The 25,677-nt window shown below is 66.0% G+C and carries 28 protein-coding genes, 1 tRNA gene, 1 other RNA gene and 2 pseudogenes; 28 read left to right on the top strand and 4 right to left on the bottom strand.

Translation table 11 applies throughout. The features are described 5' to 3' along the window. Positions 1 to 2 precede the first annotated feature (2 nt). The 3 genes and pseudogenes from ATI53_RS17495 to ATI53_RS23025 all read left to right on the top strand — a co-directional run bounded on the left by ATI53_RS17495 (position 3) and on the right by ATI53_RS23025 (position 2,350). Positions 3 to 770 carry a LamB/YcsF family protein gene (locus ATI53_RS17495; RefSeq protein WP_009505111.1) on the top strand — a complete coding sequence of 256 codons (768 nt, stop codon included), beginning with the start codon at positions 3 to 5 and terminating at the stop codon, positions 768 to 770. Between the two features lie 325 nt (positions 771 to 1,095). Beyond that, positions 1,096 to 2,006, top strand: a pseudogene (locus tag ATI53_RS17490) (IS5 family transposase). A 71-nt stretch (positions 2,007 to 2,077) separates the two neighbouring features. Beyond that, positions 2,078 to 2,350 carry a hypothetical protein gene (locus ATI53_RS23025; protein WP_146609952.1) on the top strand — a complete coding sequence of 91 codons (273 nt, stop codon included), beginning with the start codon at positions 2,078 to 2,080 and terminating at the stop codon, positions 2,348 to 2,350. Positions 2,351 to 2,460: 110 nt separating this feature from the next. Here the strand turns inward: ATI53_RS23025 and ATI53_RS17485 are convergent. Further along, positions 2,461 to 2,537, bottom strand: a tRNA-His gene (locus ATI53_RS17485). A gap of 247 nt (positions 2,538 to 2,784) precedes the next feature. Between ATI53_RS17485 and ATI53_RS17480 the strand changes: the two genes are divergently transcribed. Continuing rightward, on the top strand, positions 2,785 to 2,979 hold the full coding sequence (locus ATI53_RS17480) for a DUF6324 family protein (RefSeq protein ID WP_009505055.1): 195 nt from the start codon (positions 2,785 to 2,787) through the stop codon (positions 2,977 to 2,979). Between the two features lie 17 nt (positions 2,980 to 2,996). On the opposite strand, the gene ATI53_RS17475 is transcribed toward ATI53_RS17480, so the two are convergent. Next, entirely contained in the window at positions 2,997 to 3,473 is a 477-nt protein-coding gene (locus tag ATI53_RS17475) for an MmcB family DNA repair protein (protein WP_051989487.1), read from the bottom strand. Positions 3,474 to 3,586: 113 nt separating this feature from the next. Between ATI53_RS17475 and ATI53_RS17470 the strand changes: the two genes are divergently transcribed. The 3 genes from ATI53_RS17470 (at position 3,587) to ssrS (ending at position 5,851) form a co-directional block, all read left to right on the top strand. Next, the gene (locus ATI53_RS17470; RefSeq protein WP_034452736.1) at positions 3,587 to 4,864 is read left to right on the top strand and encodes a hypothetical protein; all 1,278 of its coding nucleotides are present in this window, start codon (positions 3,587 to 3,589) and stop codon (positions 4,862 to 4,864) included. After that, positions 4,864 to 5,610 (top strand): COG3904 family protein, encoded by a 747-nt coding sequence (locus tag ATI53_RS17465; protein WP_009505058.1) that lies wholly within the window; start codon positions 4,864 to 4,866, stop codon positions 5,608 to 5,610. The genes ATI53_RS17470 and ATI53_RS17465 overlap by 1 nt, the downstream gene beginning before the upstream one ends. A gap of 84 nt (positions 5,611 to 5,694) precedes the next feature. Next, positions 5,695 to 5,851: non-coding RNA, 6S RNA (gene ssrS, locus ATI53_RS24595), on the top strand. A 47-nt stretch (positions 5,852 to 5,898) separates the two neighbouring features. Here ssrS and ATI53_RS17460 read toward each other — a convergent pair. After that, positions 5,899 to 6,231 (bottom strand): hypothetical protein, encoded by a 333-nt coding sequence (locus tag ATI53_RS17460; protein WP_009505059.1) that lies wholly within the window; start codon positions 6,229 to 6,231, stop codon positions 5,899 to 5,901. Between the two features lie 285 nt (positions 6,232 to 6,516). On the opposite strand from ATI53_RS17460, the gene ATI53_RS17455 reads away from it, so the two are divergent. The 21 genes and pseudogenes from ATI53_RS17455 to ATI53_RS17350 all read left to right on the top strand — a co-directional run. Continuing rightward, entirely contained in the window at positions 6,517 to 6,810 is a 294-nt protein-coding gene (locus ATI53_RS17455; RefSeq protein ID WP_111550985.1) for a hypothetical protein, read from the top strand. A gap of 66 nt (positions 6,811 to 6,876) precedes the next feature. Next, positions 6,877 to 7,374 carry an efflux RND transporter permease subunit gene (locus ATI53_RS17450; RefSeq protein WP_111550984.1) on the top strand — a complete coding sequence of 166 codons (498 nt, stop codon included), beginning with the start codon at positions 6,877 to 6,879 and terminating at the stop codon, positions 7,372 to 7,374. Between the two features lie 503 nt (positions 7,375 to 7,877). Beyond that, on the top strand, positions 7,878 to 8,024 hold the full coding sequence (locus ATI53_RS23405; protein WP_170134610.1) for a hypothetical protein: 147 nt from the start codon (positions 7,878 to 7,880) through the stop codon (positions 8,022 to 8,024). A 35-nt stretch (positions 8,025 to 8,059) separates the two neighbouring features. Continuing rightward, positions 8,060 to 8,383 (top strand): efflux RND transporter permease subunit, encoded by a 324-nt coding sequence (locus tag ATI53_RS17435; RefSeq protein WP_111550982.1) that lies wholly within the window; start codon positions 8,060 to 8,062, stop codon positions 8,381 to 8,383. Then, positions 8,319 to 8,486 carry an efflux RND transporter permease subunit gene (locus tag ATI53_RS17430; protein WP_111550981.1) on the top strand — a complete coding sequence of 56 codons (168 nt, stop codon included), beginning with the start codon at positions 8,319 to 8,321 and terminating at the stop codon, positions 8,484 to 8,486. Before ATI53_RS17435 ends, ATI53_RS17430 begins: the two co-directional genes overlap by 65 nt. Further along, positions 8,483 to 9,850, top strand: coding sequence for an efflux transporter outer membrane subunit (locus tag ATI53_RS17425; protein ID WP_009505070.1), 1,368 nt, complete (start codon positions 8,483 to 8,485; stop codon positions 9,848 to 9,850). The genes ATI53_RS17430 and ATI53_RS17425 overlap by 4 nt, the downstream gene beginning before the upstream one ends. Before the next feature lie 113 nt (positions 9,851 to 9,963). Beyond that, entirely contained in the window at positions 9,964 to 12,519 is a 2,556-nt protein-coding gene (leuS, locus tag ATI53_RS17420; protein ID WP_111550980.1) for a leucine--tRNA ligase, read from the top strand. Next, positions 12,506 to 12,991 (top strand): LPS assembly lipoprotein LptE, encoded by a 486-nt coding sequence (gene lptE, locus ATI53_RS17415; protein ID WP_009505072.1) that lies wholly within the window; start codon positions 12,506 to 12,508, stop codon positions 12,989 to 12,991. The genes leuS and lptE overlap by 14 nt, the downstream gene beginning before the upstream one ends. After that, complete coding sequence (holA, locus tag ATI53_RS17410) at positions 12,988 to 14,016, top strand: DNA polymerase III subunit delta (protein ID WP_111550979.1); 1,029 nt, start codon at positions 12,988 to 12,990, stop codon at positions 14,014 to 14,016. Before lptE ends, holA begins: the two co-directional genes overlap by 4 nt. Positions 14,017 to 14,071: 55 nt before the next feature. After that, a complete protein-coding gene (ybgC, locus tag ATI53_RS17405; protein WP_009505074.1) occupies positions 14,072 to 14,461 on the top strand; it encodes a tol-pal system-associated acyl-CoA thioesterase in 390 nt (129 codons plus the stop codon). A gap of 170 nt (positions 14,462 to 14,631) precedes the next feature. Continuing rightward, positions 14,632 to 15,327, top strand: coding sequence for a protein TolQ (gene tolQ / locus ATI53_RS17400; RefSeq protein ID WP_009505075.1), 696 nt, complete (start codon positions 14,632 to 14,634; stop codon positions 15,325 to 15,327). 3 nt (positions 15,328 to 15,330) lie between these two features. Continuing rightward, on the top strand, positions 15,331 to 15,810 hold the full coding sequence (gene tolR / locus ATI53_RS17395; protein WP_111550978.1) for a protein TolR: 480 nt from the start codon (positions 15,331 to 15,333) through the stop codon (positions 15,808 to 15,810). A 10-nt stretch (positions 15,811 to 15,820) separates the two neighbouring features. Next, entirely contained in the window at positions 15,821 to 16,984 is a 1,164-nt protein-coding gene (gene tolA / locus ATI53_RS17390) for a cell envelope integrity protein TolA (protein WP_111550977.1), read from the top strand. Positions 16,985 to 17,103: 119 nt separating this feature from the next. After that, positions 17,104 to 18,426 (top strand): Tol-Pal system beta propeller repeat protein TolB, encoded by a 1,323-nt coding sequence (gene tolB / locus ATI53_RS17385; protein WP_034452745.1) that lies wholly within the window; start codon positions 17,104 to 17,106, stop codon positions 18,424 to 18,426. Positions 18,427 to 18,582: 156 nt separating this feature from the next. Next, positions 18,583 to 19,116, top strand: coding sequence for a peptidoglycan-associated lipoprotein Pal (pal, locus tag ATI53_RS17380; protein ID WP_009505079.1), 534 nt, complete (start codon positions 18,583 to 18,585; stop codon positions 19,114 to 19,116). 4 nt (positions 19,117 to 19,120) lie between these two features. Continuing rightward, complete coding sequence (ybgF, locus tag ATI53_RS17375) at positions 19,121 to 19,951, top strand: tol-pal system protein YbgF (protein ID WP_009505080.1); 831 nt, start codon at positions 19,121 to 19,123, stop codon at positions 19,949 to 19,951. A 1-nt stretch (position 19,952) separates the two neighbouring features. Continuing rightward, on the top strand, positions 19,953 to 21,221 hold the full coding sequence (gene tilS, locus ATI53_RS17370; RefSeq protein ID WP_009505081.1) for a tRNA lysidine(34) synthetase TilS: 1,269 nt from the start codon (positions 19,953 to 19,955) through the stop codon (positions 21,219 to 21,221). An 84-nt stretch (positions 21,222 to 21,305) separates the two neighbouring features. Then, positions 21,306 to 23,219, top strand: coding sequence for an ATP-dependent zinc metalloprotease FtsH (gene ftsH, locus ATI53_RS17365; protein ID WP_111550976.1), 1,914 nt, complete (start codon positions 21,306 to 21,308; stop codon positions 23,217 to 23,219). Continuing rightward, positions 23,216 to 23,992 (top strand): methyltransferase domain-containing protein, encoded by a 777-nt coding sequence (locus ATI53_RS17360; protein ID WP_009505083.1) that lies wholly within the window; start codon positions 23,216 to 23,218, stop codon positions 23,990 to 23,992. Before ftsH ends, ATI53_RS17360 begins: the two co-directional genes overlap by 4 nt. Positions 23,993 to 24,002: 10 nt before the next feature. Beyond that, entirely contained in the window at positions 24,003 to 24,605 is a 603-nt protein-coding gene (locus tag ATI53_RS17355) for an MOSC domain-containing protein (protein ID WP_111550975.1), read from the top strand. Positions 24,606 to 24,677: 72 nt separating this feature from the next. Continuing rightward, positions 24,678 to 25,345 (top strand): annotated as a pseudogene (locus ATI53_RS17350) (formate--tetrahydrofolate ligase); the annotation flags it as partial. Positions 25,346 to 25,370: 25 nt separating this feature from the next. Here ATI53_RS17350 and ATI53_RS17345 read toward each other — a convergent pair. Beyond that, positions 25,371 to 25,677, bottom strand: a 307-nt coding sequence (locus ATI53_RS17345) for an IS66 family transposase (RefSeq protein WP_146609951.1), incomplete at its 5' end; no start/stop codon positions are given.

Here is a 25,677-nt window from a genome sequence, read left to right as displayed (position 1 = left end):
GCATGACCACCGTTGATCTGAACGCCGACATGGGTGAAAGTTACGGCCCCTGGACGATGGGGCAGGACCGCGACTTGCTGGGGGTCATCACCTCGGCCAATATTGCCTGTGGGATGCACGCGGGCGACTGGGATGTGATGGCCGCGACGATGGATACCGCCGTGGCGAATGGCACCGGCATCGGGGCGCATCCGGGGTTTCCCGATTTGCAGGGGTTCGGGCGGCGCCGGATGCAGATCGGCGGTGCGTCGCTTGGCAATCTTGTCGCCTATCAACTGGGCGCCGCGCAAGCGATGGCGGATGCCGCCGGGGGCAAGGTGCGTCACCTGAAACTGCACGGCGCACTGGCCAACATGTGCGCCGAAGATGCGACCCTGGCCCGCGCCGCCTATGAGGGCGCGCTGAGGGTCGATCCCGAGATCATCGTCATGGTATTGGCGGCGACCTGCCAGCAAGAGGCGGCCGAGGCGCTGGGGTGTCGCTGGGCCGGGGAAATCTTTGCCGATCGGGCCTATAACGACGATGCCACGCTGGTCGACCGCTCGCTGCCGGGCGCGGTGATCCACGACCCCGATCTGGCGGCATCGCGTATGGTCGAAATGGTCCGGGCGGGCGCGATCATCACCGAAAGCGGCAAGCATATCCCCGCCGCCGTCGATACCATCTGCCTGCACGGCGATGGCAAGACCGCGCTGCTGATCGCGCGGGCGGTGCGCGCGGCCCTGCAGGCGGCCGGAGTCACGCTGGAGATGTTCTCCGGCCGCCGCTGATTCCTTCGGCGCCCCGGTTGGCGAGTTCCTCGGTCAGCGCGGGATAAAAGCCGGGGCACTGCGGGATCGCCATGCCCGGCGGATCAAGCTCGGCCAGCTTGATCGGGGTGCCCCCGGTCACGGCCGAAATCAGCCGGGGGCGCATTGCGGCACGGCAAACACGCAAGCGGCGCCCGATTCGGCCATGATATCGCGACTCGCATCCATCCGCGACGGGCTGGCCGGGGTTGCATCGCCAAAGCAGATGGCCCCCGGCACGGTGATCGGCTTTGTTGCGCAAAGCCGAGGGGGGTATCTCGTGAATCCAGCATGGTAGCGGGTCTGGATGAGCAGACCCATACCGCCGACCTACAAGATCAAGAACTGGCCAGCCTACAACAACGCGCTGAAGCGCCGGGGCTCGCTTACGATCTGGTTCGATCCAGGCATGGTGTGGGTGCCACCGCCAACCGGCACCGACAGCCTCAATATAGCCATGCCGCGATGCAGACGTGCCTGACGTTGGGCATGGCCCTCCGGCAAACGACCGGGTTGTCGAGAGCCTGCTGCGGCTGATCGGCCTCGACTGGGCCGTGCCGGATTTCAGCACCCTGTGAGCTGGCGTCAGAAAACCCTGGCAGTGACCATCCCCTATCGCGGCTCGAAGGGGCCTTTGAACCTGCTGGTCGACAGCACCGGCATCAAGGCCGAGGGTGCAGGCGAGTGGCACGCCCGCAATACATGGTGGCGCGAAACGGCGACTATGGCGCAAGGCTGATATCGGTGTCGACGCTGGAGATCCGGGCCATCGAGGTCACCGGTAGCAACGTCGGGGATGCGCCCATGCTGCCCGAGTTGCTCAGCCAACTCCCCGCCGATCAGGAGATCGGCACGGTCACCGCAGGCGGCGCATACGATACGCGCATGTGTCACGACGCTGTAGCCGATCGGGGCACCCGTACCATTATACTCCTCCTCTCAAGAACGCCAAGCCCTGGAAGCCTTCGACCGGGGGTGCGATCGCCTGGAACGAAACACTGCGCGCATCGAAATACCTCGGCCGTGCGATCTGGCGAAAGCGGGGCGGGTACCACCGCCGAAGCCGCGCCGAGGCGAAGATGCCCCGTATGAAACTGTTGGAACAGCACCTCATGGCACGCGACTTTGATCGTCAGGTCGCCGAAACCCCAGGTCCGCGCCGCCGTGCTGAACGGCGACACCGCGCTTGGCATCGCTGCCACCGAGCCCGTGGGATAGGTGTGTCCGGGGAAAGGGGAACACCGGGCTTTACCTTCTTTGCGCAACAAAAGTCGGTAGGCAGCGACAGTGTGCTGGATCGTGTCCAGGTCGGTGAGCGCTTGAACGTCTGCGGCGTGCGCGCGCAGTTCATTCAGCATCGCCTCGATGGCGCCGGCATGGGTTTCGGTGCTTTCCAGCCGCTGACGCCCGCCGCCCAGCACATCGTCTTTGAAATCGTGAATGACTCCGACGAACCCGCACGAGGCCAGAAGCTGGCTTTGCATCCGCCGTGTGGCGACGCTGGTACGACAATACGCATCCTTATCGCGCCGCCGACGATCGGGGGGGTGGCGGCGCTGTAGTCTGGTATCGGCTGCGCGGCGCGTGACCGCCTTCCGGGAGCGCGGGTTGCATCAAGCCGGAGGGGCACGCGGACAACCCGCCGTTTGCACATTGATCCTAAGGGGGAATATGGTACCGCCTACCCGGCTCGAACGGGTGACCTCTTGATCCACAATCAAGCGCTCTAACCTACTGAGCTAAGGCGGCCTGCGCGGGGACATAGCGTCGTGGTCCGGCGATTGCAAGCCGGAATCCGGCTGCAATAGCGCGCGGGCCCAATGTCGCGCGACACCCGCGACCCTGTCGCGATGCAACGGTTTTGATCGACCCGGCGCAAACCCGCCGCGGTCATCGGCGCAGGGTCGCAGCCGCGCGCTTGCAAATCAAGCGGACGGGCGCTAGGCCTGCGCGCATTCTGGTCCTGCGGCGCAGGGCCGTGGTCAGGACACGGATCATGAGCATCAACACCGAACGCGACATCGAAGCGAACCTTCAGATCGGTCCGACCGATCAGGGGATGATACGGCTGTACATTCTTGCGGGCGATCTTGAGATTCCGATGGATTTCGAGCCGGAGGAAGCCGAGGAAATCGCCGAAGAACTGCGCGCCGCAGCCGCCACGGCGCGCCGGGCCAAACCGCGCCGCTAGACTGTGGGGCGGGTGTTTCAGCCAGGGCCGTCCAGCATCGCGCCGGGGTCGCGCAGGGCCTGCAAACGGCGCGCCGCATGGCCGGCAAAGCGACGCACCAGCGCGTTGCGACGGGCGCCGGACAGCTTTGTTTCTGGTGCCATGCGCAGGATTTCGGCGTCATAGCCATCGGCGATGATAAGCCCGGTGCCCTCGGGCAGCAGATCGGTCGGAAACCGGTCATCGACTGCCCAGAAATAGCGATCGCACCAATCCAGATAGCCCTGCCATTTGCCGTCCGACATAAAATCCGCCCGACTGCTCTTGCATTCGATCACCCAGATTTCGCCCTTTGGCCCCAGCGCCATCACGTCGACACGCTTGCCGCGCTCGGGCACGAATTCCTCGACAACGGCAAAGCCGTGGCCGGCGGACAAGTGGCGGCAGACGCCCCGCGCAAGCACCTGGCCGGGCATCATAAGAGCGTCTGTCGCGGTCGATGGAGCGATGGTCATGCGACGATACTATGAACAATTCGTGAACAAAGGCAAGTCCGCGCAGGTTCACCCTTCCTTGAGCCGGGCGCGATCCTATCTTGAGCCGGATGCAACATTCGGAGACGCGCGCGATGACCGACCCCCAAGGCCCACGGGCCCGAGGCGTGCGCCATGCGCGCGAACTTCAGGACCATCTGAGCTGGCTCGATAGCTTTTCGGGAAGCGCGCTGGGCGTGCTGTCAGTGGCGTCGGGGATCTATACCTATCTTGGGGTGTCTACGCTGCTGGACGACAACGGGGCTATGTCGGTCTTTGCCGCGATCGCCTATTCGGTGGCAGTGTCGGTGGGAATCTTCGTGTTCTGGTCCTATCTTATGCGGCTGTTTCCCGCCGTGCGCACCGCCCGTGCGCGCGCCGGGTTGCTGATGGCGATGGCGGCGGGATGCGTGGCAATCATCGCCATGTCGTCGTGGCTGAACGCCGCCGCGCTGGCGGGGTCCGCAGCGGTCGAGCAGCACCTTGCCAGGACCGTGCAGGATTATCAGGCCTCGCTGGAACGCACCCACGAAATCGCCCTGTCGGCGCAATCGCTGGAACGCGACGTCGCCCGCGTGCGCCAAAGCTTCGAGGATCTGTCCGAACAAGAGGCCGCCGGATCGTTGTCGGGTCTTGCCGGGCGCGGGGCGGTGTTCCGCGTCCTGCGCCAGAAATCCGCCGAACTGCAATCGCTGGAAACCCAGATCGCAGGGCAGACCCCGCTGGTGCAGGACGCGTTCCAGCGCGGCAATGAAATCCTGTCGCGGATGCGCGCGCTCACGGTCGAGCCGGGCGCGGTCGAGGCGCGGTCGGTCGAATTTTCCGAAGCGGCGGTACAGTTGCAGGGGCTGATCGCGCAGCTGCGGCAATTGTCCGTGGCCTCGCTGGTCGAACGCGCGGCGCAGGATCTGTCCGCCTCGGTCGTGCTGCCCGATCTGGACGGCAGCACCGAAGAAATTCGCGGCAACCAGACCGCCACCATCGATTCGGTGCTGGGGGTGCTTGCCAGCCGGGCCGCCACGCTGGAACAGGCCGCCCGCGATGTCACCGTCATGACCCCCGCGCCCGAGGTGACCTACACGCCGGTGTCCTCTGCCGACGCGGTGATCCGTTATGCGCGCAACTTCGTACCGTCCTGGGCGGGGGCGATTGCCATCGACCTGCTGCCGGCGGTGCTGGTGTTCATCGTTGCGGTGACCCAGGCGGCGATCCGCGAAAACCGCGAGGGGACCGGCATCGAGGACAGCATGAGCCTGGCGGAATTGCGCGCCGCACTGTCGGCCCTGAGGGATGTGGAATCCGATCTGGCGCGGCTGCCGCCCGCCGCGCGGCGCCAACTGGACGGTCCCGCCTCCGGCGACAAGGCAGTCTGATGCGCGCGCCGGTTGCCCGCGTGCTTGCCGGTATCCTCGGGTTCCAGATCCTGCTTGGCGCGCTTTTGGTGGTCGGAGACCTGCAGACCGGCCTGCGCATGCCGTCCTTCGGCCCGGGCGCCCCACGGCTGACCGAGCCGGTCCGCCCCGGCGATCAGCGCAGGCGCTACAGCCCCGATTACCAGCGCCCGGCACTGGACCCGGTGCGCGACCCCGGCGAACTGCCCGACCGCCTGGCCCTGACGCAGATCGACGGCGACACCTGGCGGCTGGAAGGCGCCATCGCCAGCGGCGATGCCGCGCGGATGATAAAACAGCTGAACGCTACCGTTCCCGCCCCCGAAACGGTGATCCTGCAAAGTCCGGGCGGGTCGGTGCGGGACGCGCTGGCGCTGGGGCGGCATCTGCGCAGCGCCGGGATCGGCACGGCGATGCTGCGCGGCGAGGTGTGCTATTCCGCCTGTCCCTACCTGTTCGCGGGCGGCACGGCGCGCCGCATCGAAGACGGTGCCTCGATCGGGGTTCACCAGCATTATTTCGGCGAAAGCACGATCCTGCCTGCTTTTGTCGCCGTCGAGAGCATTCAGCGCGGGCAGGGCGATGTCATGGTCTACCTCGACGAGATGGGCATCGATCCCATGGTGATGCAACACGCGCTGACCACTCCGTCGGACGAAATCTATGTACTGCTGCCCGAAGAACTGGACCGCTACGGTTTCGCGACCGGCCCCCGCACGGATACCTGATCCGCGTGGTGCCGACGCGCTTGACGAAAAGATGAAACAGGGGGATTGCCGGGCCGCCCCCTCGCCCCTACATCGGGGTCAGGCGGGTTTCTGCGCTTCTCGTGTCAGGGTTGCATTCCGGTGGCCTTAAGCAATTCCGAGGGAGCTGGCTCTGTCCGGGCCCTGGTCCGGTTACCTGGCGCCCACCTGTATATACAGGTCCTCGGGAATGAGATAACCCTACGGTCGCCGCGGTTCCCGCCACTTTTCCCCGACTCTGAAATGCGATTTCTTCCACCCCTCGCGGGGCTAAAGGCGCCTTTCGGCGGGTCGCCGCGTGGTGTGCGCGTCCCGTACCGGCAGAGGCACAGGCTGCATCTGCGTCACCGGGGTGCGTTTGCCGCCGGCGGGGGGCGTACCCGCGTCCTGCATCCGCATGATCGAAATCGCGAATTGCACCCCCGCGAACACCAGCCCGTTGAACAGCCAGAGCAGAAACACCGCCAGCATCCCCGCATCGCTGGACGTCACCAGATGCCACAGGTTCGCAACGTTCAGCCACAGCAGCAGGCCGACGAATACCGCGGACAGCGCGAATCCGGCGACCACCTGACGCAGATACAGACGGATGAGCCTTGGCATGGCGAAACACTCCTTTGCGTGGGCTGAACGCGCTGACGACAGGCATATGGCCGGGGGCGTTCAGGTCGGGGCCATTGTGAAACCAGCCCGCGCCGGAGGCAACGGGCCTTGGCGTCGCAGGCACCTTGCCCCGATGCCGGCCCGCCACATGCCTGTGGCGCGGCGAGTATATTGCCCAGGCCGCGGAGTTCGTTCCGATGAAAGCTCGGGTTTCGTGCGTAGACGAACAAATTCTTCCCCGTCCGGAAACCCGGCGCCGCGGCCACGCAATCCGACCCGGTCTATGTGGATGTCGCGGAATCCAGCCGCGGCATCGGCGCGATCCGCCACCTTGAGACGGAGCACCGGACGCGCGGTGCATGGCTTCGGATCGCGCTGCACCTTGAAACGGGCGGCGCCGGTTCCAGCGCGGGCGAAAGGGCGGCCCCCGGCGTCAATGTGTCGACCACCAGCGGCGCCCGCGATCGGCGGCTCGGTTTCGAGAAAGCGGGAACCCGTATCCTGCCAGGCCAATTCCTGAAGGTGGGCGTGACGCCGGGCCGCATGCGGGCGGTGCTGGAGCCGCGGGGGGCGCCCTGACCGCCTTCGCCGCGACGGGCGGCGTTGCCCGGCGGCGCGAACCGACCGAGCAGCAAAGACCGGGTGATGCCCGGCGGTATCGCGGCGGACGAGGCGCCGATCCTGGGGCGTCTGAAAAACCTGTCCGTCGGCGCCGCGATCACCGACCAGAACGGCGGGGTCACCGATGCCGGGGCCATTTCCGCCGTAACCATGCTCACGGATGGATTGCAGAGCTGTGTTCATGCGCCACCCGGCCTTTGCCAGGGCGCCGGCGCTGATGACCGTGCCGGCGTGGTTTCGCGGTTCGACCGGCTGAGTGCGGCCGGTTTCGGGGTGACCCTGGAAACCGGTGCGACCGTCATCGCGGTAGCCGAAAACACCGAACGCGCCGTGCACGAGGAAAAGCTGTTGCCGGGGGGGGCGGCGAAACAGGGCACGCCCCGGATCTCCCCGGCGCTGGCGGGCATTTATATCGTGCTGAGGTCGGTGTTTGCGCCCATGGCGTTCGCTGGCGGGTCCACCGGGGTCATCTGCCGGCCGGTTTCCATCATCATGGCCGAGCGGGTGCTGAACCAGTCGTAGGCACCGGCGAAATTCACCCCTGCACGCGTCCGTGTTGATATTGCCGGTTGCGGCACGGGCGCGGGTCGTTTGCGACGGGCTCGACAGCGCGGTCATCCCGGCCGGAGATCAGCGCATGCCGATGACCCGGATCCAGATGGCCGAGGGATCGGCCGCCGAAGGGCTGCTCGCCACGGCCCAGGCGGATGGGCGGATCGTCAATGCCCGCGCGCGACACCACAAGGCCAGCGCATTGCATCGCGATATCGACCGGAAAAGGCCGATAGCTCTGGCGTGTCGCTGTCGTCACTCAACGCGATGCGGTCGGGCGAATCCGGGATGCAGCGTGAAGACACCCCGCCATGGTGCGCCACCAACCCCGACGGCGAAATGGTGCCGTTTTCGTCCCTCATGCCCACCGGGCTGGAAATCGGGGGGGCCGGCCCGGCCTGCACCGCCATGGCGGAGGCAGGGCGCTGCAAATATCGACCTCGAAGGGCGCTGGCGCCAGTTCAGGCGCGGCGATGGATGCCGTGAAAGACATGGTAACGGACATGGGCAGAGGCTACGGCGTGGCCCGAACCGGCATCCGCGCCCGGGAACGCCAGTCGGACAGGCAGGCGTCGGTGCTTTGCGCGATTTCGGCGCTCGTGATGGCTCTTTCCGTATAAGCCACGGAAAAATGTGAACAATTCTGTCGTCGAACATGCTGGCGGCGCTGGTCGGGGTGCTGGGCGCGCGCGCGGCAGCGTGGCTTTTTGGTCAGTCTTGCGATGTTTATTTCACGGTTGGCGTGGTTACGACGATCACACTTGCGGTCAGGGATGCTATCTTTATCTTTGATTTCGCTGAATCCCTGCGGGCGCAGGGGCGCAGCGTTTCCGACGCGGCCGCAGAATCCGCGCGTCTGAGGCTACGCCCGATCCCGATGACCGCGCTGTCCTTCATCCTTGGCGTTTTACCGCATGCCACCGCGACCGGGGGCAGGCGCCGCCGCCCAGAACGCCATCGGCACCGCTGTGATCGGTGACATGGTGGCGTCAACATTCATCGGCATCTTCATGGTGCCGGCGCGTTACGCGCTCATCATGCGACTGGTCGAAAAGACCAAGAGGAAAGACTCGTGCACATGACATTCCGCAAACTTGCATTCGTCCCGCTGGCCCTGGGCCTTGCGGCCTGTACCGTTGGCCCGGACTATACCGCCCCTTCGGCCACCCTTGCGACCAGCTTCGCAGAAGGTGGCGCCGCGCCCATCGGGGATGCGGCCGCGCAATACTGGTGGCGCGGTTACAACGACCGGTTGCTGAGCGATCTGGTGCAGCAGGGACTGGGCCAGAACCTTGACATCAAGACCGCGATCTCGCGCGTCAGACAGGCGCAGGCGGCGGCGCGGGCCACGGGGGCACCGGCGCTGGTGTCGGGCAATCTGTCGGGTGGACGCACCGTTTCGGGCAGCGAGACCGTCGACAATGCGGGCGTCGATGCGGCCAGCTTCAGCCCGGCGCTGGTGCTGGACCTGTTCGGTGGTGAACGGCGCAACCGCGAGGCGGCCCTCGCGGCGCTTGCCTCGGCGCAGCTGAGCGTCGGCGAGGCGCGGCTGGCCTACCTTGCCTCGATCGTGTCGAATTACATCGACCTGCGCTATTATCAGAACGCGCTGGCAATCCTGCGCCAGACCATCGGCACCCGCCGCGAAACGCTGAGCCTGGTGCAAAGCCAGCGCGAGGCGGGCGCCGCCACCGCGCTGGACGAGGCGCAGGCCCAGGCCGCGCTGGATGAGGCGCTGGCAAGTCTGCCGGGGTATGAAAGCGGGTTCTATGCCGCGTCCTATGCCATTGCCACGCTGCTGGCGGTCCCGGCTCAGACCATCGAAGACCGGCTGGAACGCGGCGCCGCGCAGCCCTATGTGAACGGCAGCGCGGATGTGGGTATCCCCGCCGACCTGCTGCGCAACCGCCCCGACGTGCGCGCTGCCGAGCGCGATTTCGCCGAAGCGGTGGCCAATGTCGGCGTTGCCGCCGCCGATCTTTACCCGTCGGTCACCCTGTCGGGCAGCATCGGCGATACCGAAGGCTTCAAAAGCTGGTCCTACGGGCCGCAGATCTCGATCCCGGTGCTGAACCGGCCGCTGTTGCAGGCGCAGCGCGATGCCGCCGTGGCCGCTGCGCAAACCGCCGAACTGGCCTGGCGGGCGTCGGTGCTGGACGCGGTCGAAGGCGTGCAGTCGGCGCAATCCGATTACATCCGCAACCGCCGGGCGGTGTCGGCCTATCGGCGCAGCGTATCCAGCTATGAACGCGTCGTGTCGCTGTCGCGCGAAACCTATAACGGGGGCACCACGACGCTGCTTGATTTCCTGGATGTGCAGCGGTTGCTTGCCAGTTCGCGCCTGACGCTGGCGTCCAGCCTGCGCGATCTGGCCGCCAGCTGGGCGACGCTTCAGGTCGCGGCAGGCAAGGGCTGGACGGTTCCGGCCGCCGCCGCAAACGACTGATCCATGGGGCCGGGCGGTCCGCGACGGATCGCCCGGCCATCTGCGGGGCTTTACGCCCGCGCGCGCAGACCCTATCACCCGTGGCAAACCCGTCCGCCTTGAGGGATAAGACAATGTCGCGTTACGACCCCGCCACCATCGAGCCGAAATGGCAGGCCGCCTGGGACAAGGCCCTGACCTTCAAGGCGTCCGACGACAAGACCCGCCCGAAATACTATGTGCTGTCGATGTTTCCCTATCCGTCGGGGCGCATCCATATCGGCCATGTGCGCAACTACACGATGTCGGACGTGATCGCGCGCTACAAGTTGGCGAGCGGACATAACGTGCTGCACCCGATGGGGTTCGACGCGTTCGGGATGCCGGCGGAAAACGCCGCGATGGCGAACGGCGGCCACCCCAAGGACTGGACCTATACCAACATCGGCGACATGGTCGAACAGATGAAGCCGATGGGCTGGTCGTTCGACTGGTCGCGCATGTTCGCCACCTGCGATCCGGAATATTACGGCCAGCAACAGGCGCTGTTTCTGGACATGCTCGAAGCCGGGCTGATCTATCGCAAGAACGCCATGGTCAACTGGGACCCGGTCGACATGACGGTTCTGGCCAACGAACAGGTCGAAAACGGGCGCGGCTGGCGTTCCGGCGCGCTGGTCGAGCGCAAGGAACTGACGCAGTGGTTCTTCCGCATCTCGGATTTCTCGGACGAATTGCTCGAAGGGCTCGACGGCCTCGATGACTGGCCCGCCAAGGTCAAGCTGATGCAGGCCAACTGGATCGGGCGTTCGCGCGGGCTGCAATTCGCCTTTTCCACCGTGGATGCCCCCGATGGATTTGACCGTATTGATGTTTACACCACCCGGCCCGACACGCTGCTGGGCGCCAGCTTCGTCGGCATTTCGCCCGATCACCCGCTCGCCAGGGTATTGGAGCGTGACAATGCGGAGGTTGCCGCGTTCGTCGCCGATTGCCGCCGCATGGGCACATCCGAAGAAGAGCTGGAAAAGGCCGAGAAAAAGGGCCTGGATACCGGCATCACCGTGCGCCACCCGTTTGATACCTCGGTGGAACTGCCGGTCTATATCGCCAATTTCATCCTGATGGATTACGGCACCGGCGCAATTTTCGGCTGCCCCGGCCATGACGCGCGCGACCATGAATTTGCTATCAAATACGGTTTGCCCATCGTCGAGAGCTTTGAACCCGTCGAAGGCGGTATCGACATCGCTGCCGAACCGTTCGTGCCGCAAAAATCGGAAAAGGTGCGCTATACCCGCCTGATCGCGGGCGCGGAAATCCAGACCGGCGAAGAGGCCGTCGATGCCGCCGTGGCCTTTTGCGAAGCCAACGGTGTGGGGCAGGGGGTCACGAAATACCGCCTGCGCGACTGGGGTTTGTCGCGCCAGCGGTACTGGGGCTGCCCGATCCCGGTGGTGCATTGCGACAGCTGCGGCACCGTGCCCGAGGCCAAGGAAAACCTGCCGATCGAACTGCCCTATGACATCACGATGGACAAGCCCGGCAACCCGCTGGACCGCCACCCGACATGGCGCGATTGCGCCTGCCCGTCCTGCGGAGCACCGGCAGTGCGCGAAACCGACACCATGGACACGTTCGTGGACAGCTCGTGGTATTACGCCCGCTTTACCGCGCCGCGCGCCACCACGCCCACCGATCTGGCCGAAGCCGACTACTGGATGACGGTCGATCAATATGTCGGAGGCATCGAACACGCGATCCTGCACCTGTTGTATTCGCGCTTTTTCGCCCGCGCGATGATCCAGACCGGCCACCTGCCTGCCACCAGCGCCGAGCCGTTCAAGGCGCTGTTCACCCAAGGCATGGTGACCCACGCGATCTACCAGACCACCAGCGACGAAGGCCGCCCGGTCTATCACTACCCCGAAACGGTGACACTGAAGGACGGCAACGGGTATCTTGACGATGGCACCGAGGTGCAGATCACCCCTTCGGCCAAGATGTCCAAATCCAAGAACAACGTCGTGGACCCGGTCGTCATCGTCGATCAATACGGCGCCGATACCGCGCGCTGGTTCGTGCTGTCTGACAGCCCGCCCGAGCGCGACGTGGAATGGACGGCCTCGGGGGCAGAGGCGGCGAACCGCCACCTTGCGCGCGTCTGGCGCACGGTTTCGGAAATCGCCCAGGCCGATGTGCCCGCCACCGCCGAAGACGACGCCCTGGCGCGCGAGACCCACAAGGCGATCCGCGACGTGACGCTGGGCATCGAAAGCTTTGGCTTCAACGCGGCCATCGCGCGGCTGTACGCCTTTACCAACGCGCTGACGAAATCGCGCGCCGGAACGGCGGTCAAGCGCGACGCGGCCCGCGCGCTGGCGCAGCTGATGTCGCCCATGACGCCGCATCTGGCCGAAGAGATGTGGCAGATGCTGGGCGGCGACGGTCTGATCGCCAATGCGCCCTGGCCTGTGGCGGACGAGGCGATGCTGGTCGAGGACAGCGTCACCCTGCCCATTCAGGTGAACGGCAAGCGGCGCGCCGAGCTGACCGTGCCGGCAGACATGCTCAAGGATGAGATCGAAAAGCTGGTGCTGGCGCATCCCGCGGTCGAACGCGCGCTCAACGGCGCCGCGCCGAAAAAGCTCATCGTCGTGCCGGGGCGGATCGTCAATGTCGTCGCCTGATCGCCGCCTTGTCCTGCTGGGCGCGCTGGCGCTCGGTGCGTGCGGATTCACGCCGGTCTACGGGCCGGCGGGGCAGGGGGGGCTGTTGTTGAACGCTGTCGCGCTGCCGGAGCCTGAAAACCGCAACGAGTACGATTTCAACATGCGGTTCGAGGAACGCATGGGCCGGGGAACCGGCCCCTATGCGCTGACGCGCGCGCTGAGGGTGAACGAGACCGGGCTTGGCTCGCTTTCCGACGGGCAGACAACGCGCTACCAGCTGACCGGGCGGGCACAATATGTGCTGACCCTGGCGGGCGGGTCCGAGCCGCTTATCTCGGGGCACACGGATGCCTTCACCGGCTATTCGGCCGCCGGATCCAGCGTCTCGCAGCAAGCGTCCAGCCGCGATGCACACAGCCGGCTGATGGTCCTGCTCGCCGATCAGGTCATCGACCGGCTGTTGATCGACGCGGACCAGTTGCCGCGATGAAGCTGACCGGGCGGGATGCGCAGGCTTTCTTTCGCAAGCCCGACCCGACGCGCGCGGGCATCCTGCTGTTTGGCGAAGACGCGATGCGCGTCGCCCATCGCCGCCAGGAGACGATCAAGGCTCTGACCGGCCCGCAGGGCGAGGTCGAAATGCGCCTGACGCGGATTCCCGCCGCCGAGCTGCGGCGCGATCCGGCGATGTTGCTGGACGCGATCAAGGCGCAGGGTTTTTTCCCCGGCCCCCGCGTCGCCTTTGTCGAAGAGGCCAACGACGGGCTGACCGCCACCCTGCAAACCGCGCTGGAAGACTGGCGGGCCGGGGACGCGCAGATCATCGTCACCGCGGGTCAACTTGCCGCGAAATCCAGGCTGCGCAAGCTGTTCGAAACCCATCGCAACGCGCTGTCCATCGGCATCTATTCCGAACCTCCGGGCCGCGACGAGATCGAGGCGGCGCTGCGCAAGGCCGGGCTGGAACAGGTGGATCGCGCCGCCTGGGACGCGCTTGAGGCGCTGGCACGCGCGCTGGAACCGGGCGATTTCCGGCAGGTGCTGGAGAAAGTATCGTTGTACAAGCTTGACGACCCCGCGCCGCTGACCCCGGATGAGGTGCTGGCCTGTGCCCCCGCATCGATCGAGGCGGAACTTGACGACATCCTGCATGTGGTGGCCGAGGGCCGTTCTGCCGAGATCGGCCCGCTGATGCAGCGGCTCAGCGGGCAGGGCGTGAACCCGGTGACGTTGCTTATCATGGCGATGCGGCATTTTCGGGTGCTTTATACGCTCGCCTCGGCGCAGGGTGGGCCGCAAACGGCGGTGCAACGCTTGCGTCCGCCGCTGTTCGGACCGCGCCGCGACCGGATGCTGCGCCAGGCGCAGGGCTGGTCGGCGGACGGGCTGGAAAGGGCGCTGGGGATGCTGATGGACACCGATCTGTCGATCCGTTCCGCGGGGCAGCGCGCTCCGGCGATGGCATTGGTCGAACGTGGTTTTGTGCGGCTGGCGTGGCTGGCGAACCGCGGCTAGGCTTGGTCCGCGTCTTCGGTTTGCAGGGCGCCATGAAACGGTCAGGGACAGGGCGATGACACATGAATTTCAGGTGCAGGTCTATTACGAAGATACCGACATGGCGGGCATCGTCTACCACGCCAACTATTTGAAATTCATAGAAAGAGCGCGTTCCGACTGGGTGCGCGGCATCGGCGTCGACCAGAATGCGCTGCGCGAGATCGAGGGGATCGTGTTTGTGCTGCGCCGGATCGAGGCCGATTTTCGCGCCCCCGCCCGGTTCGAGGATGCGCTTGTCGTGACCACCACCACAGGTGCCGTCAGCGGTGTGCGGCTGGTGTTGCACCAGGAGGTCCTGCGCGACGGCGAACTGCTGTTTTCCGCCGAGGTCACGCTGGTGGCGATGACCCTCGATGGCCAGCCGACGCGGCTGCCCCAGCAAATCCGTCGCAGGGTCAACTGAACCAAAGCTTGCCCGGCCCGGTTGCGGCGCGCTTCCGCTCATCCCGGCGCGGGCAAGCGGGGGATGTAACGGGGATGACGTCAATGTGTTGGCGTTGGCTCTGCTAATCAGCTAGAATCGGCGCTAACGAGAGCCCGCAACGCAAGGGCCCGACAGAGAAGAGCAGGCTTATGGATCCAAACACCCTCGCGGTCGCGCAGGAGATCGACTTCTCCATGTGGGGCCTATTCGCACGCGCCACGCTTACAGTGAAGCTGGTGATGCTGCTGCTGGTGCTGTCCTCGATCTGGGGCTGGGCGATCATCGGCGAAAAGCTCATCAGCTACCGTGCCGCCCGGCGCGAGGCGCGGCGTTTCGACAAGGCGTTCTGGTCGGGCGAACCGCTGGACGAGCTGTACGATCAGATCGGACCCGAACCGAAGGGACGGGCGCAGCGAATCTTTGCCGCGGGCATGACCGAATGGCGGCGATCGCACCGCGACGACGGCGGCATGATCGCTGGCGCGCATGCGCGAATCGACCGGTCGATGGACGTGGCGATCCTCAAGGAAGCCGAATCGCTTCAGGGCGGGTTGCCAGTGCTGGCCACCGTGGCCTCTGCCGCGCCGTTCGTGGGGTTGTTCGGCACGGTCTGGGGCATCATGCATGCGTTCATCGAGATCGCGCAACAACAGGACACGTCGCTGGTGGTCGTGGCGCCCGGCATCGCCGAGGCGCTTTTCGCGACCGCCCTCGGTCTTGTCGCGGCCATTCCGGCGGTCATCTTCTACAACAAGCTGTCTGCCGATTCCGATCGCATCGTCGCCGGCTACGAAGCCTTTGCCGACGAATTCTCGACCATCCTTTCGCGCCAGCTGGACGCCTGAGCGATGGGCGGCGGGGTCATGCGATCGGGCGGGGGCGGCAACCGCAGGCGGCGTCGTGGCGGGGGCGGCAGCCGGGCCATGGCCGAAATCAACGTCACCCCCATGGTGGACGTGATGCTGGTGCTGCTGATCATCTTCATGGTCGCGGCCCCGTTGCTGACGGTGGGTGTGCCGGTCGAGCTGCCCAAGACGGCGGCAAGCTCGCTGCCCGCCGACACCGAAGAACCGCTGACGGTGACGATCACCGCCGATGGGATTGTGACCATCCAGACCACCGAGGTCACGATGGACGAACTGGTCACGCGGCTGCGTGCCATCGCCGCTGAACGGGCCGACGACCGCATCTTTTTGCGGGCCGACGGTGCCGTGCCCTATAAGACGGTGGCGCAGGTGATGGGCGCGCTGAATCGCGGCGGATTCTCGTCTATCGGACTTGTCACGGACACCGGCGGCCCCGCGCTCGACGGCGCGAGCGGCGGCTGAGGAGGCGCTATTGCGCAGGTCATTCGCCATATCCGCCGGGGCGCATGCCCTGGTGATCTTGTGGGCGCTGGTTGGAAATGTGTTCCGGCCGGACCCACCGGAATTCGAGGTGTCCGCCGTCTCGGTGATCTCGGAGGCGGATTTCGCCGCGCTGAGCGAGGCGGCCCAGGCCCCGACGGTTCAGCCAGACATCGTCGCGCCGACGCAGGCCCCCGAACCCGCTCCGGCACCGACGCGGGACCCCGCACCTGCGTCAGAATCCGCCCCCGAGCCAACGCCCATCCCCACGCCGGAACCCGAACCCGCGCCCGAACCTGACCCCGCGCCAGAACCGATCCCGGACCCTGCGCCCCAGCCTGTGCCAGAACCGCAACCCGTCCCCGATCCGTTGCCCCCGGCGGTGGAAGAGGTGCCGCAGGTGCTTGCGCCCGAAACCGCGCCGCGCCCCAAGCCACGCCCGGCGACGCGCGTTGCGGCAGACCCCGTTGCCGCGCCCGAACCCGACGTCGCCGAGGCCGAAGAGGCCCAGACCGCCGCAGACCCCGAGACCGAAAGCGCCGAGATCGTTGCGGAAACGCAAGAGGCCACCGCGCCGCCCGAAACCGCCACGGAAATCGTCACCGAAGCCGATGAGCCTGCCTCGGCGCCCGCCGCGTCGGTGCGCCCAAAAACACGCCCCCGCGATGTCGCGCAACAACCAGCGGCGGCGACGCCCGACCGGACGGCCCCCGAAACGCCCGACGCGCCAGCGCCAGCGCAACCCGCAGAGGCCGGCGACGCTGTGGCCAGCGCCATTGCCGAGGCCCTGGCAGGGGGCAGCGCCCCGACACAGGCGGCCACGCCCTCAGGTCCGCCGCTGACACGCGGCGAGCGGGACGCGCTGCGCGTGGCGGTTCAGAGGTGCTGGCTGGTGGATGTGGGCAGCGAGGCGGCGAACGTGACCGTGACGGTTTCGATGGATATGGACCAGGGCGGCCGCGTCGTCAGTTCCAGCTTGCGGCTGGTGAACAGCAGCGGCGGCACCGGATCGGCGGCCGAAACCGCGTTTCAGGCCGCGCGCCGCGCCATCCTGCGCTGTCAGGGGGACACAGGTTACGCCCTGCCGCCCGAGAAATACGAGCAATGGAAACGCATCGAAATGACCTTCAACCCCGATGAAATGAGGCTGAGATGAGCAAGTCGGCGGCAACGATCCGCGCATCGCGTCCCGCGTCGGGGTTTGTGGGCGGCGTCTCACATCGCTATGCAAAATCTGACGAGGGGCGCAATGTCCCCCAAGGCAAGAGGTTCGGAATGAAACAGCTGATGGCGCTTTGCCTCGCTCTTCTCGCGGCCGTGGCGCTGCCCGCCGCGACGCAGGCCCAGGGCGGCCCCCTGCGGATCGAGATCACCGAGGGCACGATCGAGCCAATGGCCTATGCGGTGCCCGATTTCGTCGCCGAGACGCCGGGTGCCTCGCAATACGCCCAGCAACTGGCGCGGGTGGTGGCCGACGATCTTACCGGAACCGGACTGTTTCGCGAAATCCCGCGCGAGGCGCATATCAGCCGGGTCACGTCTTTCGAGGCTCCGGTCCAGTTCACCGACTGGCGCACGGTTAACGCGCTGGTGCTGCTGACCGGATCGGTGGCCGAACAGGGCGGGCGTATCACCGTGAAATTCCGGGTCTGGGATGTGTTCGCGGGCACCGAGCTGGGCCAGGGGATGCAATTCGCCGCCACCGCCGACGGCTGGCGCCGGCTGGCGCACAAGGTGGCCGATCAGGTCTACATGCGGCTGACGGGCGAAAGCGGCTATTTCGACAGCCGCGTCGTGTTCGTGTCTGAATCAGGCCCGAAAGACAAGCGGGCCAAGCGGCTGGCGATCATGGATTACGATGGCGCGAACGTGCAGTACCTGACGGATTCGCGGTCCATCGTCCTAGCGCCGCGCTTTTCACCGAACGGTGACAGGGTGCTCTATACCAGCTACCAGACCGGCGAGCCGCGTGTGCACATCCTCAACGTCGGATCGGTTCAAAGCCAGATTCTGCCCAACGCCAGCGGCGTCATGAGCTTTGCGCCGCGCTTTTCCCCGGATGGCAGCAAGGTGGTCTATTCGGTGACTACGGGGTCGAACACCGACATCTACCTGATGGATATCGCAGGGGGGGCCCCGCGCCAGCTGACCTTTACGCCGTCTATCGACACCGCACCCAGTTTTTCACCCGACGGCAGCCGCATCGTTTTCGAAAGCGACCGGTCGGGCGCGCAACAACTGTACATCATGCCGGTGGGCGGCGGCGAGCCAACGCGGATCAGTTTCGGACAGGGGCGCTATGGCACGCCCGTCTGGTCGCCGCGAGGGGACCTTATCGCCTTTACCAAGCAACTTTCGGGTCGCTTTCATATCGGTGTAATGCGCACCGACGGCAGCGAAGAGCGTCTGCTGACCGCCTCGCCGCTGGACGAGGGCCCAACCTGGGCGCCCAACGGCCGGGTCATCATGTTCTCGCGCGAGACGCTGGGCGCGCAGGGGACTTCATCGCTGTATTCCGTCGACGTCGCCGGGCGCAAGCTGACCCGGGTGCGCACACCCGATGGCGGATCTGATCCGGCCTGGGGGCCGCTTCAATGATCCGGGGGTACGAAAAATCTTCGTACGAAGATTTTTCTTCCGAGACCCGGCGCGGGCGTCCAGAATTTTCGTACGAAAATTCTGTGGCTTTGCGCGCCGTTTCCAAGTCATCAGTGCCGTGCTAAGGGTACGGCGACATTCGAGCAGGACAACTTCATGAAAATCTTCTCCAAGGCCCTGATCCTTACAATCGCGCTCGGGCTCGCGGCCTGTACCAATGGTGACCGTTTCGGCGCCGGGGGCGGCGCGGGCGATGGGTATGGCGCGGGCGCGAACGGCGGTGTCAGCGGGGGCATCCTTCCCGGTTCGGCCAACGACCCCAGGTCGCCGGCCTATTTCAACCAGACCGTCGGTGATCGCGTCCTGTTTGCAGTGGACCAGTCCACATTGAGCGCGCAGGCGCAGGCGACGCTGGACGGTCAGGCGCAGTGGCTGATGACCAACAACGACTATCTCGCGGTGATCGAAGGGCACGCGGACGAGCAGGGCACGCGCGAGTATAACATCGCCCTTGGGGCCCGTCGTGCGAATGCCACCATGGAATATCTGATCTCGAAGGGTATCGCGCCCAACCGCCTGCGCTTTGTCTCTTACGGCAAGGAGCGCCCGGTCGAGGTTTGTGCCGAAGAGGCGTGCTACGCCAAGAACCGGCGCGCGGTCACCGTGATTTCGATGGGCATGGGCAGCTGATCTGATGCGTCTTGCCGCCATTACTCTTGCGGTTGCGCTGTGTACGTCAGGCGCCGCCGCCCAGGACACGCAAAGCCTTGCCAGCATCCGTCAGGACCTGTCGATCCTGACGGGCGAACTTGCGCGTCTCAAGCAAGAGCTTGCCGGCGGCGGACCCAGTTCGGTGCAGATCGGCGGCGGGACGCTTGACAGGGTCAATGCGATCGAGGCCGCTCTGCAGCAGGTTACTGCCCGCACCGAGCAGCTGCAGCATCGCATCGAAACCGTGGTGCAAGATGGGACCAACCGCATCGGTGATCTTCAGTTTCGTTTGTGCGAGCTTGAGCCAGGGTGCGACATCGGGGCGCTTGGCGATACGCCGACGCTGGGCGGCGCGACGGCGGCAACGGGCGTGGCGACCGCGGCGGCGCCGCCTGTGTCCAATGCGCTGCCGTCCGGCGGAGCGGAACTTGCGGTAACCGAAGAGACGGATTTCAGGCGAGCCCGGGAGGCGCTCGCCTCGGGTGACTTTCAAGGCGCCGCGCAGCAGTTTGCGACCTTTCGCGAGACCTTTCCGGGGAGTCCCCTCGAAGCGGCCGCCCTCGTCGGCGAGGGCAACGCCCTGACCGCAGCGGGCGACACCCGCGAGGCCGCGCGCCGCTTTTTGTCCGCCTATGCGAGTTACCCCGACAGCGAAGCCGCCCCCGAGGCGTTGTGGCGGCTGGGCGCGGCGCTGGGACAGCTTGGCAATCAGTCCGAAGCCTGCGTGACCCTGTCCGAGGTTGAAACCCGCTATCCCGGCACTGCGGTCGTGGCCGAGGCGCAGGCCGAGATGGACCGCCTGGGCTGTCAGTGACATGACATCGCTTGACCAGCGGTTCGCCGATGCCATGGGCGCGGCGCTGGGGCCTGACTTTCCGCGCGACATCGCCCTTGCGGTGTCTGGTGGCGGCGACAGCATGGCGATGCTGACTCTTGCCCATAACTGGTCCCACCGCTGGGGCGTGTCGCTGCATGTGGTCACGGTGGATCACGGGCTGCGCCCCGAATCCCCCGCCGAGGTTGATCTGGTCAAGGCAACCTGCGCCGAACTCGGTCATCCGCACACGGATTTGTCCTGGCGCTGGAACGGGCAGGGCAATCTGATGGATGCGGCGCGGCGTGGCCGGCTTGCGGTGATCGGAGACTGGCTTGCGCGCAACCGCCCTTTGCTTCAGGCCCATACTCGCGACGACGTGGCCGAGACGTTTCTGATGCGCCTTGCGCGCGGGTCGGGCGTGGATGGGCTGGCAGCGATGGCCGCCGTTCGCGAAGTGGCGCGCGACGACGGGACGCAATTCACCATCGTCCGCCCCTGTCTGGGTATGGGCCGCGAAGAACTGCGCCACTATCTGCGCACGCTGAAAGGCACCTGGGCCGAAGACCCGAGCAACGCGGACGACAGCTACGAACGCGCCCGCATTCGCAAGCTTCTGCCCACGCTCAAGGCCCACGGGCTTGATCCCGAGACGCTGTCGGCGACGGCGCGGCGCATGTCCCGCGCCGGTGAAGCGCTGCGCCTTCGCGCCGCCGAAGCATGGGATGCCTGCGGGTCCGAGGAGTGCGCGCTGGGGACGCTGACCCTTGATCGGGATGCATTCGCGCGGATTGAACGCGACACGCAGTTGCGGGTGCTGGCGGCGGCGTTGCGATTCGTGTCGCGCGCCGAGTACCGTCCAAGAGCGGCCGCGCTTGAGACATTGCTGGACCGATTGCACGCGGGCGGGTCGGGCACGCTGCACGGCTGCGAGCTACGCTGTGGCGCGGCGCGCATCACCATCCTGCGCGAACTGGCGGCGCTTGCCGGTCCCGCGCCGCTTGCACAGACGCCGTTGTGGGATGGGCGGTGGCGGATGCGCCATCCCGATGCCGGGGATCTGACCGTGCGCGCCCTTGGCGATGACGGCTGGCAGCAAGCCGGTGCCGCCCGCGCAAACGGGCCTGTCCACGCCATCGCCCGCACCTTGCCATCGCTGTGGCAGGGGCACGCCCTCGTGGCCTGCGACGGGCTTGGCATCGGCCCCGGCGCCACCGCGACACTGGTTGACGAAGCGGCAGCTTTTCGTCTGTTCATCCTTTCGCGGTGAATCGCATTGAACCGGGGCGTGTGATCTCTATGTTATAGCCAACGCGCTCCGGCAGGGGCGCGCGACGCATGTTTGGAGGATTCCTTGGGCAACGCACGCAATATCGCCTTCTGGGTGGTCCTGTTTCTTCTCATCCTGGCGCTGTTTAACCTGTTCTCAGGTGGCGGCAGCACGCTTCAGAGCCGCGAAATCAGCTATTCCGATTTCGTGCAGCAGGTTGAGAGCAACAGTGTCAGCTCTGTCACCATCGACGGCGAACAGATCCGTTACCGCAGCAACGATGGGTCTGATTATGTCACGGTGAAACCCGAGGACGCACGGGTCACCGACCTGCTGATCGCCAACGACGTCACCGTTCGGGCCGAACAGCAGGAACAGTCGGGCTTTCAGGCCTTTCTGCTGTCGCTTCTGCCCTTCCTGCTGCTGATCGGTGTCTGGATCTATTTCATGAATCGGATGCAGGGCGGCGGCAAAGGCGGCGCCATGGGATTCGGCAAGTCCAAGGCCAAGCTGCTGACCGAAAAGCACGGGCGCGTCACCTTTGACGACGTCGCGGGCATCGACGAGGCCAAGGAAGAGCTGGAAGAGATCGTCGAATTTCTGCGCAACCCGCAGAAATATTCGCGACTTGGCGGCAAGATCCCCAAGGGGGCGTTGCTTGTCGGGCCTCCGGGCACCGGCAAGACGCTGCTGGCGCGCGCCATCGCCGGCGAGGCGGGGGTGCCGTTCTTCACCATTTCAGGCTCGGATTTCGTCGAGATGTTCGTGGGCGTCGGTGCAAGCCGGGTGCGCGACATGTTCGAACAGGCCAAGAAAAACGCGCCGTGCATCGTCTTCATCGACGAGATCGACGCCGTGGGCCGCAACCGTGGCTCTGGCTATGGCGGGGGCAATGACGAGCGCGAGCAGACGCTGAACCAGCTGCTGGTCGAAATGGACGGCTTCGAGGCCAACGAGGGCGTCATCATCGTCGCCGCCACCAACCGGCGCGACGTGCTGGACCCCGCGCTGCTGCGTCCGGGCCGCTTTGACCGCCAGGTCATGGTGGGCAACCCCGACATCAAGGGCCGCGAAAAGATCCTGGCGGTGCATGCGCGCAAGACTCCGCTTGGTCCCGATGTCGACCTGCGCATCATCGCGCGCGGCACCCCCGGATTTTCCGGTGCTGACCTTGCGAACCTCGTGAACGAGGCCGCGCTGACCGCGGCGCGCGTCGGCCGCCGCTTTGTCACCATGGACGATTTCGAAAGCGCCAAGGACAAGGTCATGATGGGCGCCGAGCGCCGCAGCATGGTCCTGACCGCCGAGCAAAAGGAAAAGACCGCCTACCACGAGGCCGGTCATGCGGTGGTGGGCCTGTCCCTTCCGCAATGCGATCCGGTCTACAAGGCCACGATCATTCCGCGCGGTGGTGCGCTTGGCATGGTGGTGTCTCTGCCGGAAATCGACCGCCTGAACTGGCACAAGTCCGAGTGCGAGGAAAAGATGGCGATGACCATGGCGGGCAAGGCGGCCGAGATCATCAAGTACGGTGCGGAAAACGTGTCGAACGGCCCGGCGGGCGACATCCAGCAGGCCAGCGCATTGGCGCGGGCGATGGTGCTGCGCTGGGGCATGTCGGACAAGGTCGGCAACATCGACTATTCCGAGGCGCATGAGGGCTATCAGGGCAACACTGCCGGTCTGTCGGTCTCGGCGCATACCAAGGAAACCATCGAAGACGAGGTCAACCGCTTCATCACCGATGCCTATGACCGTGCCTTCCAGATCCTGACCGACCGTCACGACGATTGGGAACGCCTGGCGCAGGGCCTTCTGGAATACGAAACGCTCACGGGTGAAGAGATCAAGCGCGTGATGAAAGGCCAGCCGCCCCATGCGGGCGACAGCTCGGACGACGAATCCGACGACACGCCCTCTGTCACGGCGATCCCCAAGACCAAGCCCAAGGCGAAACCCGAGGGCGAGGGCGGCATGGAACCCGAGCCGACCGCATGAGCAGCGACGACACTCGCGATTGGGACCCCGGACTTTATCACAAGTTCCGGGGTCTTCGTTTGCGCCCCGCCATGGATCTGTTGCGCGCGGTCGGCCCCCTGCCCGAGGGAGGCGTGGTCGATCTGGGCTGCGGCAGCGGTGCGGCCGCGCCCGCGCTGAAGGCGCTGAAGCGTTCCCTCACGGGGGTCGATCTTAGTGCGTCGATGTTGGAAAAGGCCCGAGTGATCGGCTGTTACGATGCGTTGCTTCAGTCGGATCTGACCACCTGGGCGCCGGCCAGCCCCGTCGCCCTGATCTTTGCCAATGCATCGTTGCACTGGGTTGCCGACCACGAGACGTTGCTGGAAAGGCTCGCGGGGCATCTTGCGCCGGGGGGCACGCTTGCGGTGCAGGTGCCGCATCAGAACAACGCGCCCTCGCACCGGCTGTGGCTGACCATGGCCGAGGAAATGTTTCCCGGCGCGGTAGACCCTGCGGCCATTCCGGGCGTTTTGCTGCCCGCCGAATACCACCGGATGTTGTCACCGCTTGGCAACGTCACACTGTGGGAAACCGAGTATTACCAGGAACTCACCCCCCAAGGTGACGGGCACCCGGTGCGCCGGTTCACCGAATCGACCTTTGCCCGCCCGGTGCTGAACGTGTTGCAGCCCGACGAACAGGCCCGGCTGATCGCCGCCTATGAGGCGGTCGTGGGATCGGCCTATCCGACCGGCGCGAACGGCCGCGTGCTGTTTCCGTTCCGCCGCCTGTTCTTTACCCTGACCACCTGAGGCTGCTGTCATGCCGGCGCTGAAACCCACCGAATTCACCGGAACGATTCTCTGGCTTGGGCGCGTGCCGGTGGAGGGCGACGGGGTGCGCTCGGTTCCGACCGGGACGCTTGGCATCGGCTTCGCAGGGTCCGAGGGCGAACGCCATTCGGGTCTGACGCGCGCGTCGTGCAGCCGCGTGACATCGCAACACCCGCGCGGCACCGAAATTGCCAATGCGCGCCAGTTGACCGTGCTGTCCGCCGAAGAAATCGCCGGAACCGCCGCGCGCATGGGGCTGGACGCCATTGACCCGACCTGGATCGGTGCGTCGATCATCCTGCAAGGGCTGCCGGACCTGACCCACCTGCCGCCGTCTTCCCGACTTCAGTCGACAGATGGCACGACGCTGGTCGTCGACATGGAAAACCGCCCCTGCGCGCTGCCGGGGCGCGAGATCGAACAGGAGCGCGCAGGTTTCGGCAAGCTTTACAAGCGCGCCGCCGAAGGGCGCCGAGGCGTCACCGCCTGGGTCGAACGCCCCGGAACGCTGCGCCTTGGCGACGTGCTGACGCTGCATGTGCCCGACCAGCGGCTGTGGGCCCATGCCGAGGCGGTGCTCTTGGCGCGCTAGGGCCGATTTGCGTCTATCATCCGTGCCCGCGCCGGGGCATGGTCCGGTCCTGATCGCCGCGAAGGACCGACCATGACCGTGACCCCCGATATCCAGATCGCCCGCGCCGCGCGCAAACGCCCGATTGCCGAAATCGGCGCCGCCCTCGGCATCCCGCCCGAGCATCTGCTGCCCTACGGTCATGACAAGGCAAAGGAGTCGCGCGATTTCATCAACGGGCTGGAGGCGCGGCCAGATGGCAAGCTGATCCTGGTCACGGCGATCAATCCGACCCCGGCGGGCGAGGGCAAGACCACCACGACCGTGGGGCTGGGCGACGGGCTGTCGCGGATCGGCAGGAACGCCGCGATCTGCATCCGTGAGGCGTCGCTCGAGCCGAATTTCGGCATGAAGGGCGGCGCTGCGGGCGTGCCCAGATCGTGCCGATGGAAGAGATGAACCTGCATTTCACCGGCGATTTCCACGCGATCACATCGGCCCACAATCTGCTGGCGGCGATGATCGACAACCACATCCACTGGGGCAACGAGGAACAGATCGACCTGCGCCGCGTGGTCTGGCGGCGGGTGATCGACATGAACGATCGGGCGCTGCGCGACATCGTGTGCTCGCTTGGCGGCGTGTCGAACGGGTTTCCGCGCGAAACCGGGTTCGACATCACGGTGGCGTCCGAGGTGATGGCGATTGTCTACCTTGCGACGGATCTGGACGATCTGCAACGCCGGCTGGGCGACATGATCGGTAAGGATCCGGCGTAGGCCGCGGTCATGCAGCGAGTTGGCGCTGCGATGTCTGCCAGTTCCATGGCAGAAGGTCCGGCACCCGTGAAGCCGTTGTGTTGGGGAGCTTGTCGCGGACGTCGGCGCGCCAAGCTTGCGGGGCGATGTCGTTTATCCTGGCGGTGGCGATCAGGGAATACATGAAGGCGGCGCGGTCGCCTCCACGCTCGGAGCCGACGAAGAGCCAGGATTTCCGTCCCAAGGCGATACCGCGCAGCGCGCGCTCGGCCGCGTTGTTTGTCAGGCGGACGCGCCCATCCTCAAGGAACAACGTGAAGGCGTTCCACCGGTCC

The organism is Salipiger aestuarii (assembly GCF_003259905.1).
GTDB classification, from domain to species: domain Bacteria; phylum Pseudomonadota; class Alphaproteobacteria; order Rhodobacterales; family Rhodobacteraceae; genus Salipiger; species Salipiger aestuarii.
Note: the sequence above shows the minus strand (reverse complement) of the source record. Positions and strands in the feature narration are given on the sequence as shown.

Coding starts and splice junctions, on each gene's coding strand:
- ATI53_RS17495 (WP_009505111.1), top strand. CDS start 3: ATGACCACCGTTGATCTGAACGCCGACATGGGTGAAAGTTACGGCCCC.
- ATI53_RS17480 (WP_009505055.1), top strand. CDS start 2,785: ATGAGCATCAACACCGAACGCGACATCGAAGCGAACCTTCAGATCGGT.
- ATI53_RS17475 (WP_051989487.1), bottom strand. CDS start 3,473: ATGACCATCGCTCCATCGACCGCGACAGACGCTCTTATGATGCCCGGC.
- ATI53_RS17470 (WP_034452736.1), top strand. CDS start 3,587: ATGACCGACCCCCAAGGCCCACGGGCCCGAGGCGTGCGCCATGCGCGC.
- ATI53_RS17465 (WP_009505058.1), top strand. CDS start 4,864: ATGCGCGCGCCGGTTGCCCGCGTGCTTGCCGGTATCCTCGGGTTCCAG.
- ATI53_RS17460 (WP_009505059.1), bottom strand. CDS start 6,231: ATGCCAAGGCTCATCCGTCTGTATCTGCGTCAGGTGGTCGCCGGATTC.
- ATI53_RS17450 (WP_111550984.1), top strand. CDS start 6,877: ATGCCCGGCGGTATCGCGGCGGACGAGGCGCCGATCCTGGGGCGTCTG.
- ATI53_RS23405 (WP_170134610.1), top strand. CDS start 7,878: ATGGATGCCGTGAAAGACATGGTAACGGACATGGGCAGAGGCTACGGC.
- ATI53_RS17435 (WP_111550982.1), top strand. CDS start 8,060: ATGCTGGCGGCGCTGGTCGGGGTGCTGGGCGCGCGCGCGGCAGCGTGG.
- ATI53_RS17430 (WP_111550981.1), top strand. CDS start 8,319: ATGCCACCGCGACCGGGGGCAGGCGCCGCCGCCCAGAACGCCATCGGC.
- ATI53_RS17425 (WP_009505070.1), top strand. CDS start 8,483: ATGACATTCCGCAAACTTGCATTCGTCCCGCTGGCCCTGGGCCTTGCG.
- leuS (WP_111550980.1), top strand. CDS start 9,964: ATGTCGCGTTACGACCCCGCCACCATCGAGCCGAAATGGCAGGCCGCC.
- lptE (WP_009505072.1), top strand. CDS start 12,506: ATGTCGTCGCCTGATCGCCGCCTTGTCCTGCTGGGCGCGCTGGCGCTC.
- holA (WP_111550979.1), top strand. CDS start 12,988: ATGAAGCTGACCGGGCGGGATGCGCAGGCTTTCTTTCGCAAGCCCGAC.
- ybgC (WP_009505074.1), top strand. CDS start 14,072: ATGACACATGAATTTCAGGTGCAGGTCTATTACGAAGATACCGACATG.
- tolQ (WP_009505075.1), top strand. CDS start 14,632: ATGGATCCAAACACCCTCGCGGTCGCGCAGGAGATCGACTTCTCCATG.
- tolR (WP_111550978.1), top strand. CDS start 15,331: ATGGGCGGCGGGGTCATGCGATCGGGCGGGGGCGGCAACCGCAGGCGG.
- tolB (WP_034452745.1), top strand. CDS start 17,104: ATGAAACAGCTGATGGCGCTTTGCCTCGCTCTTCTCGCGGCCGTGGCG.
- pal (WP_009505079.1), top strand. CDS start 18,583: ATGAAAATCTTCTCCAAGGCCCTGATCCTTACAATCGCGCTCGGGCTC.
- ybgF (WP_009505080.1), top strand. CDS start 19,121: ATGCGTCTTGCCGCCATTACTCTTGCGGTTGCGCTGTGTACGTCAGGC.
- tilS (WP_009505081.1), top strand. CDS start 19,953: ATGACATCGCTTGACCAGCGGTTCGCCGATGCCATGGGCGCGGCGCTG.
- ATI53_RS17360 (WP_009505083.1), top strand. CDS start 23,216: ATGAGCAGCGACGACACTCGCGATTGGGACCCCGGACTTTATCACAAG.
- ATI53_RS17355 (WP_111550975.1), top strand. CDS start 24,003: ATGCCGGCGCTGAAACCCACCGAATTCACCGGAACGATTCTCTGGCTT.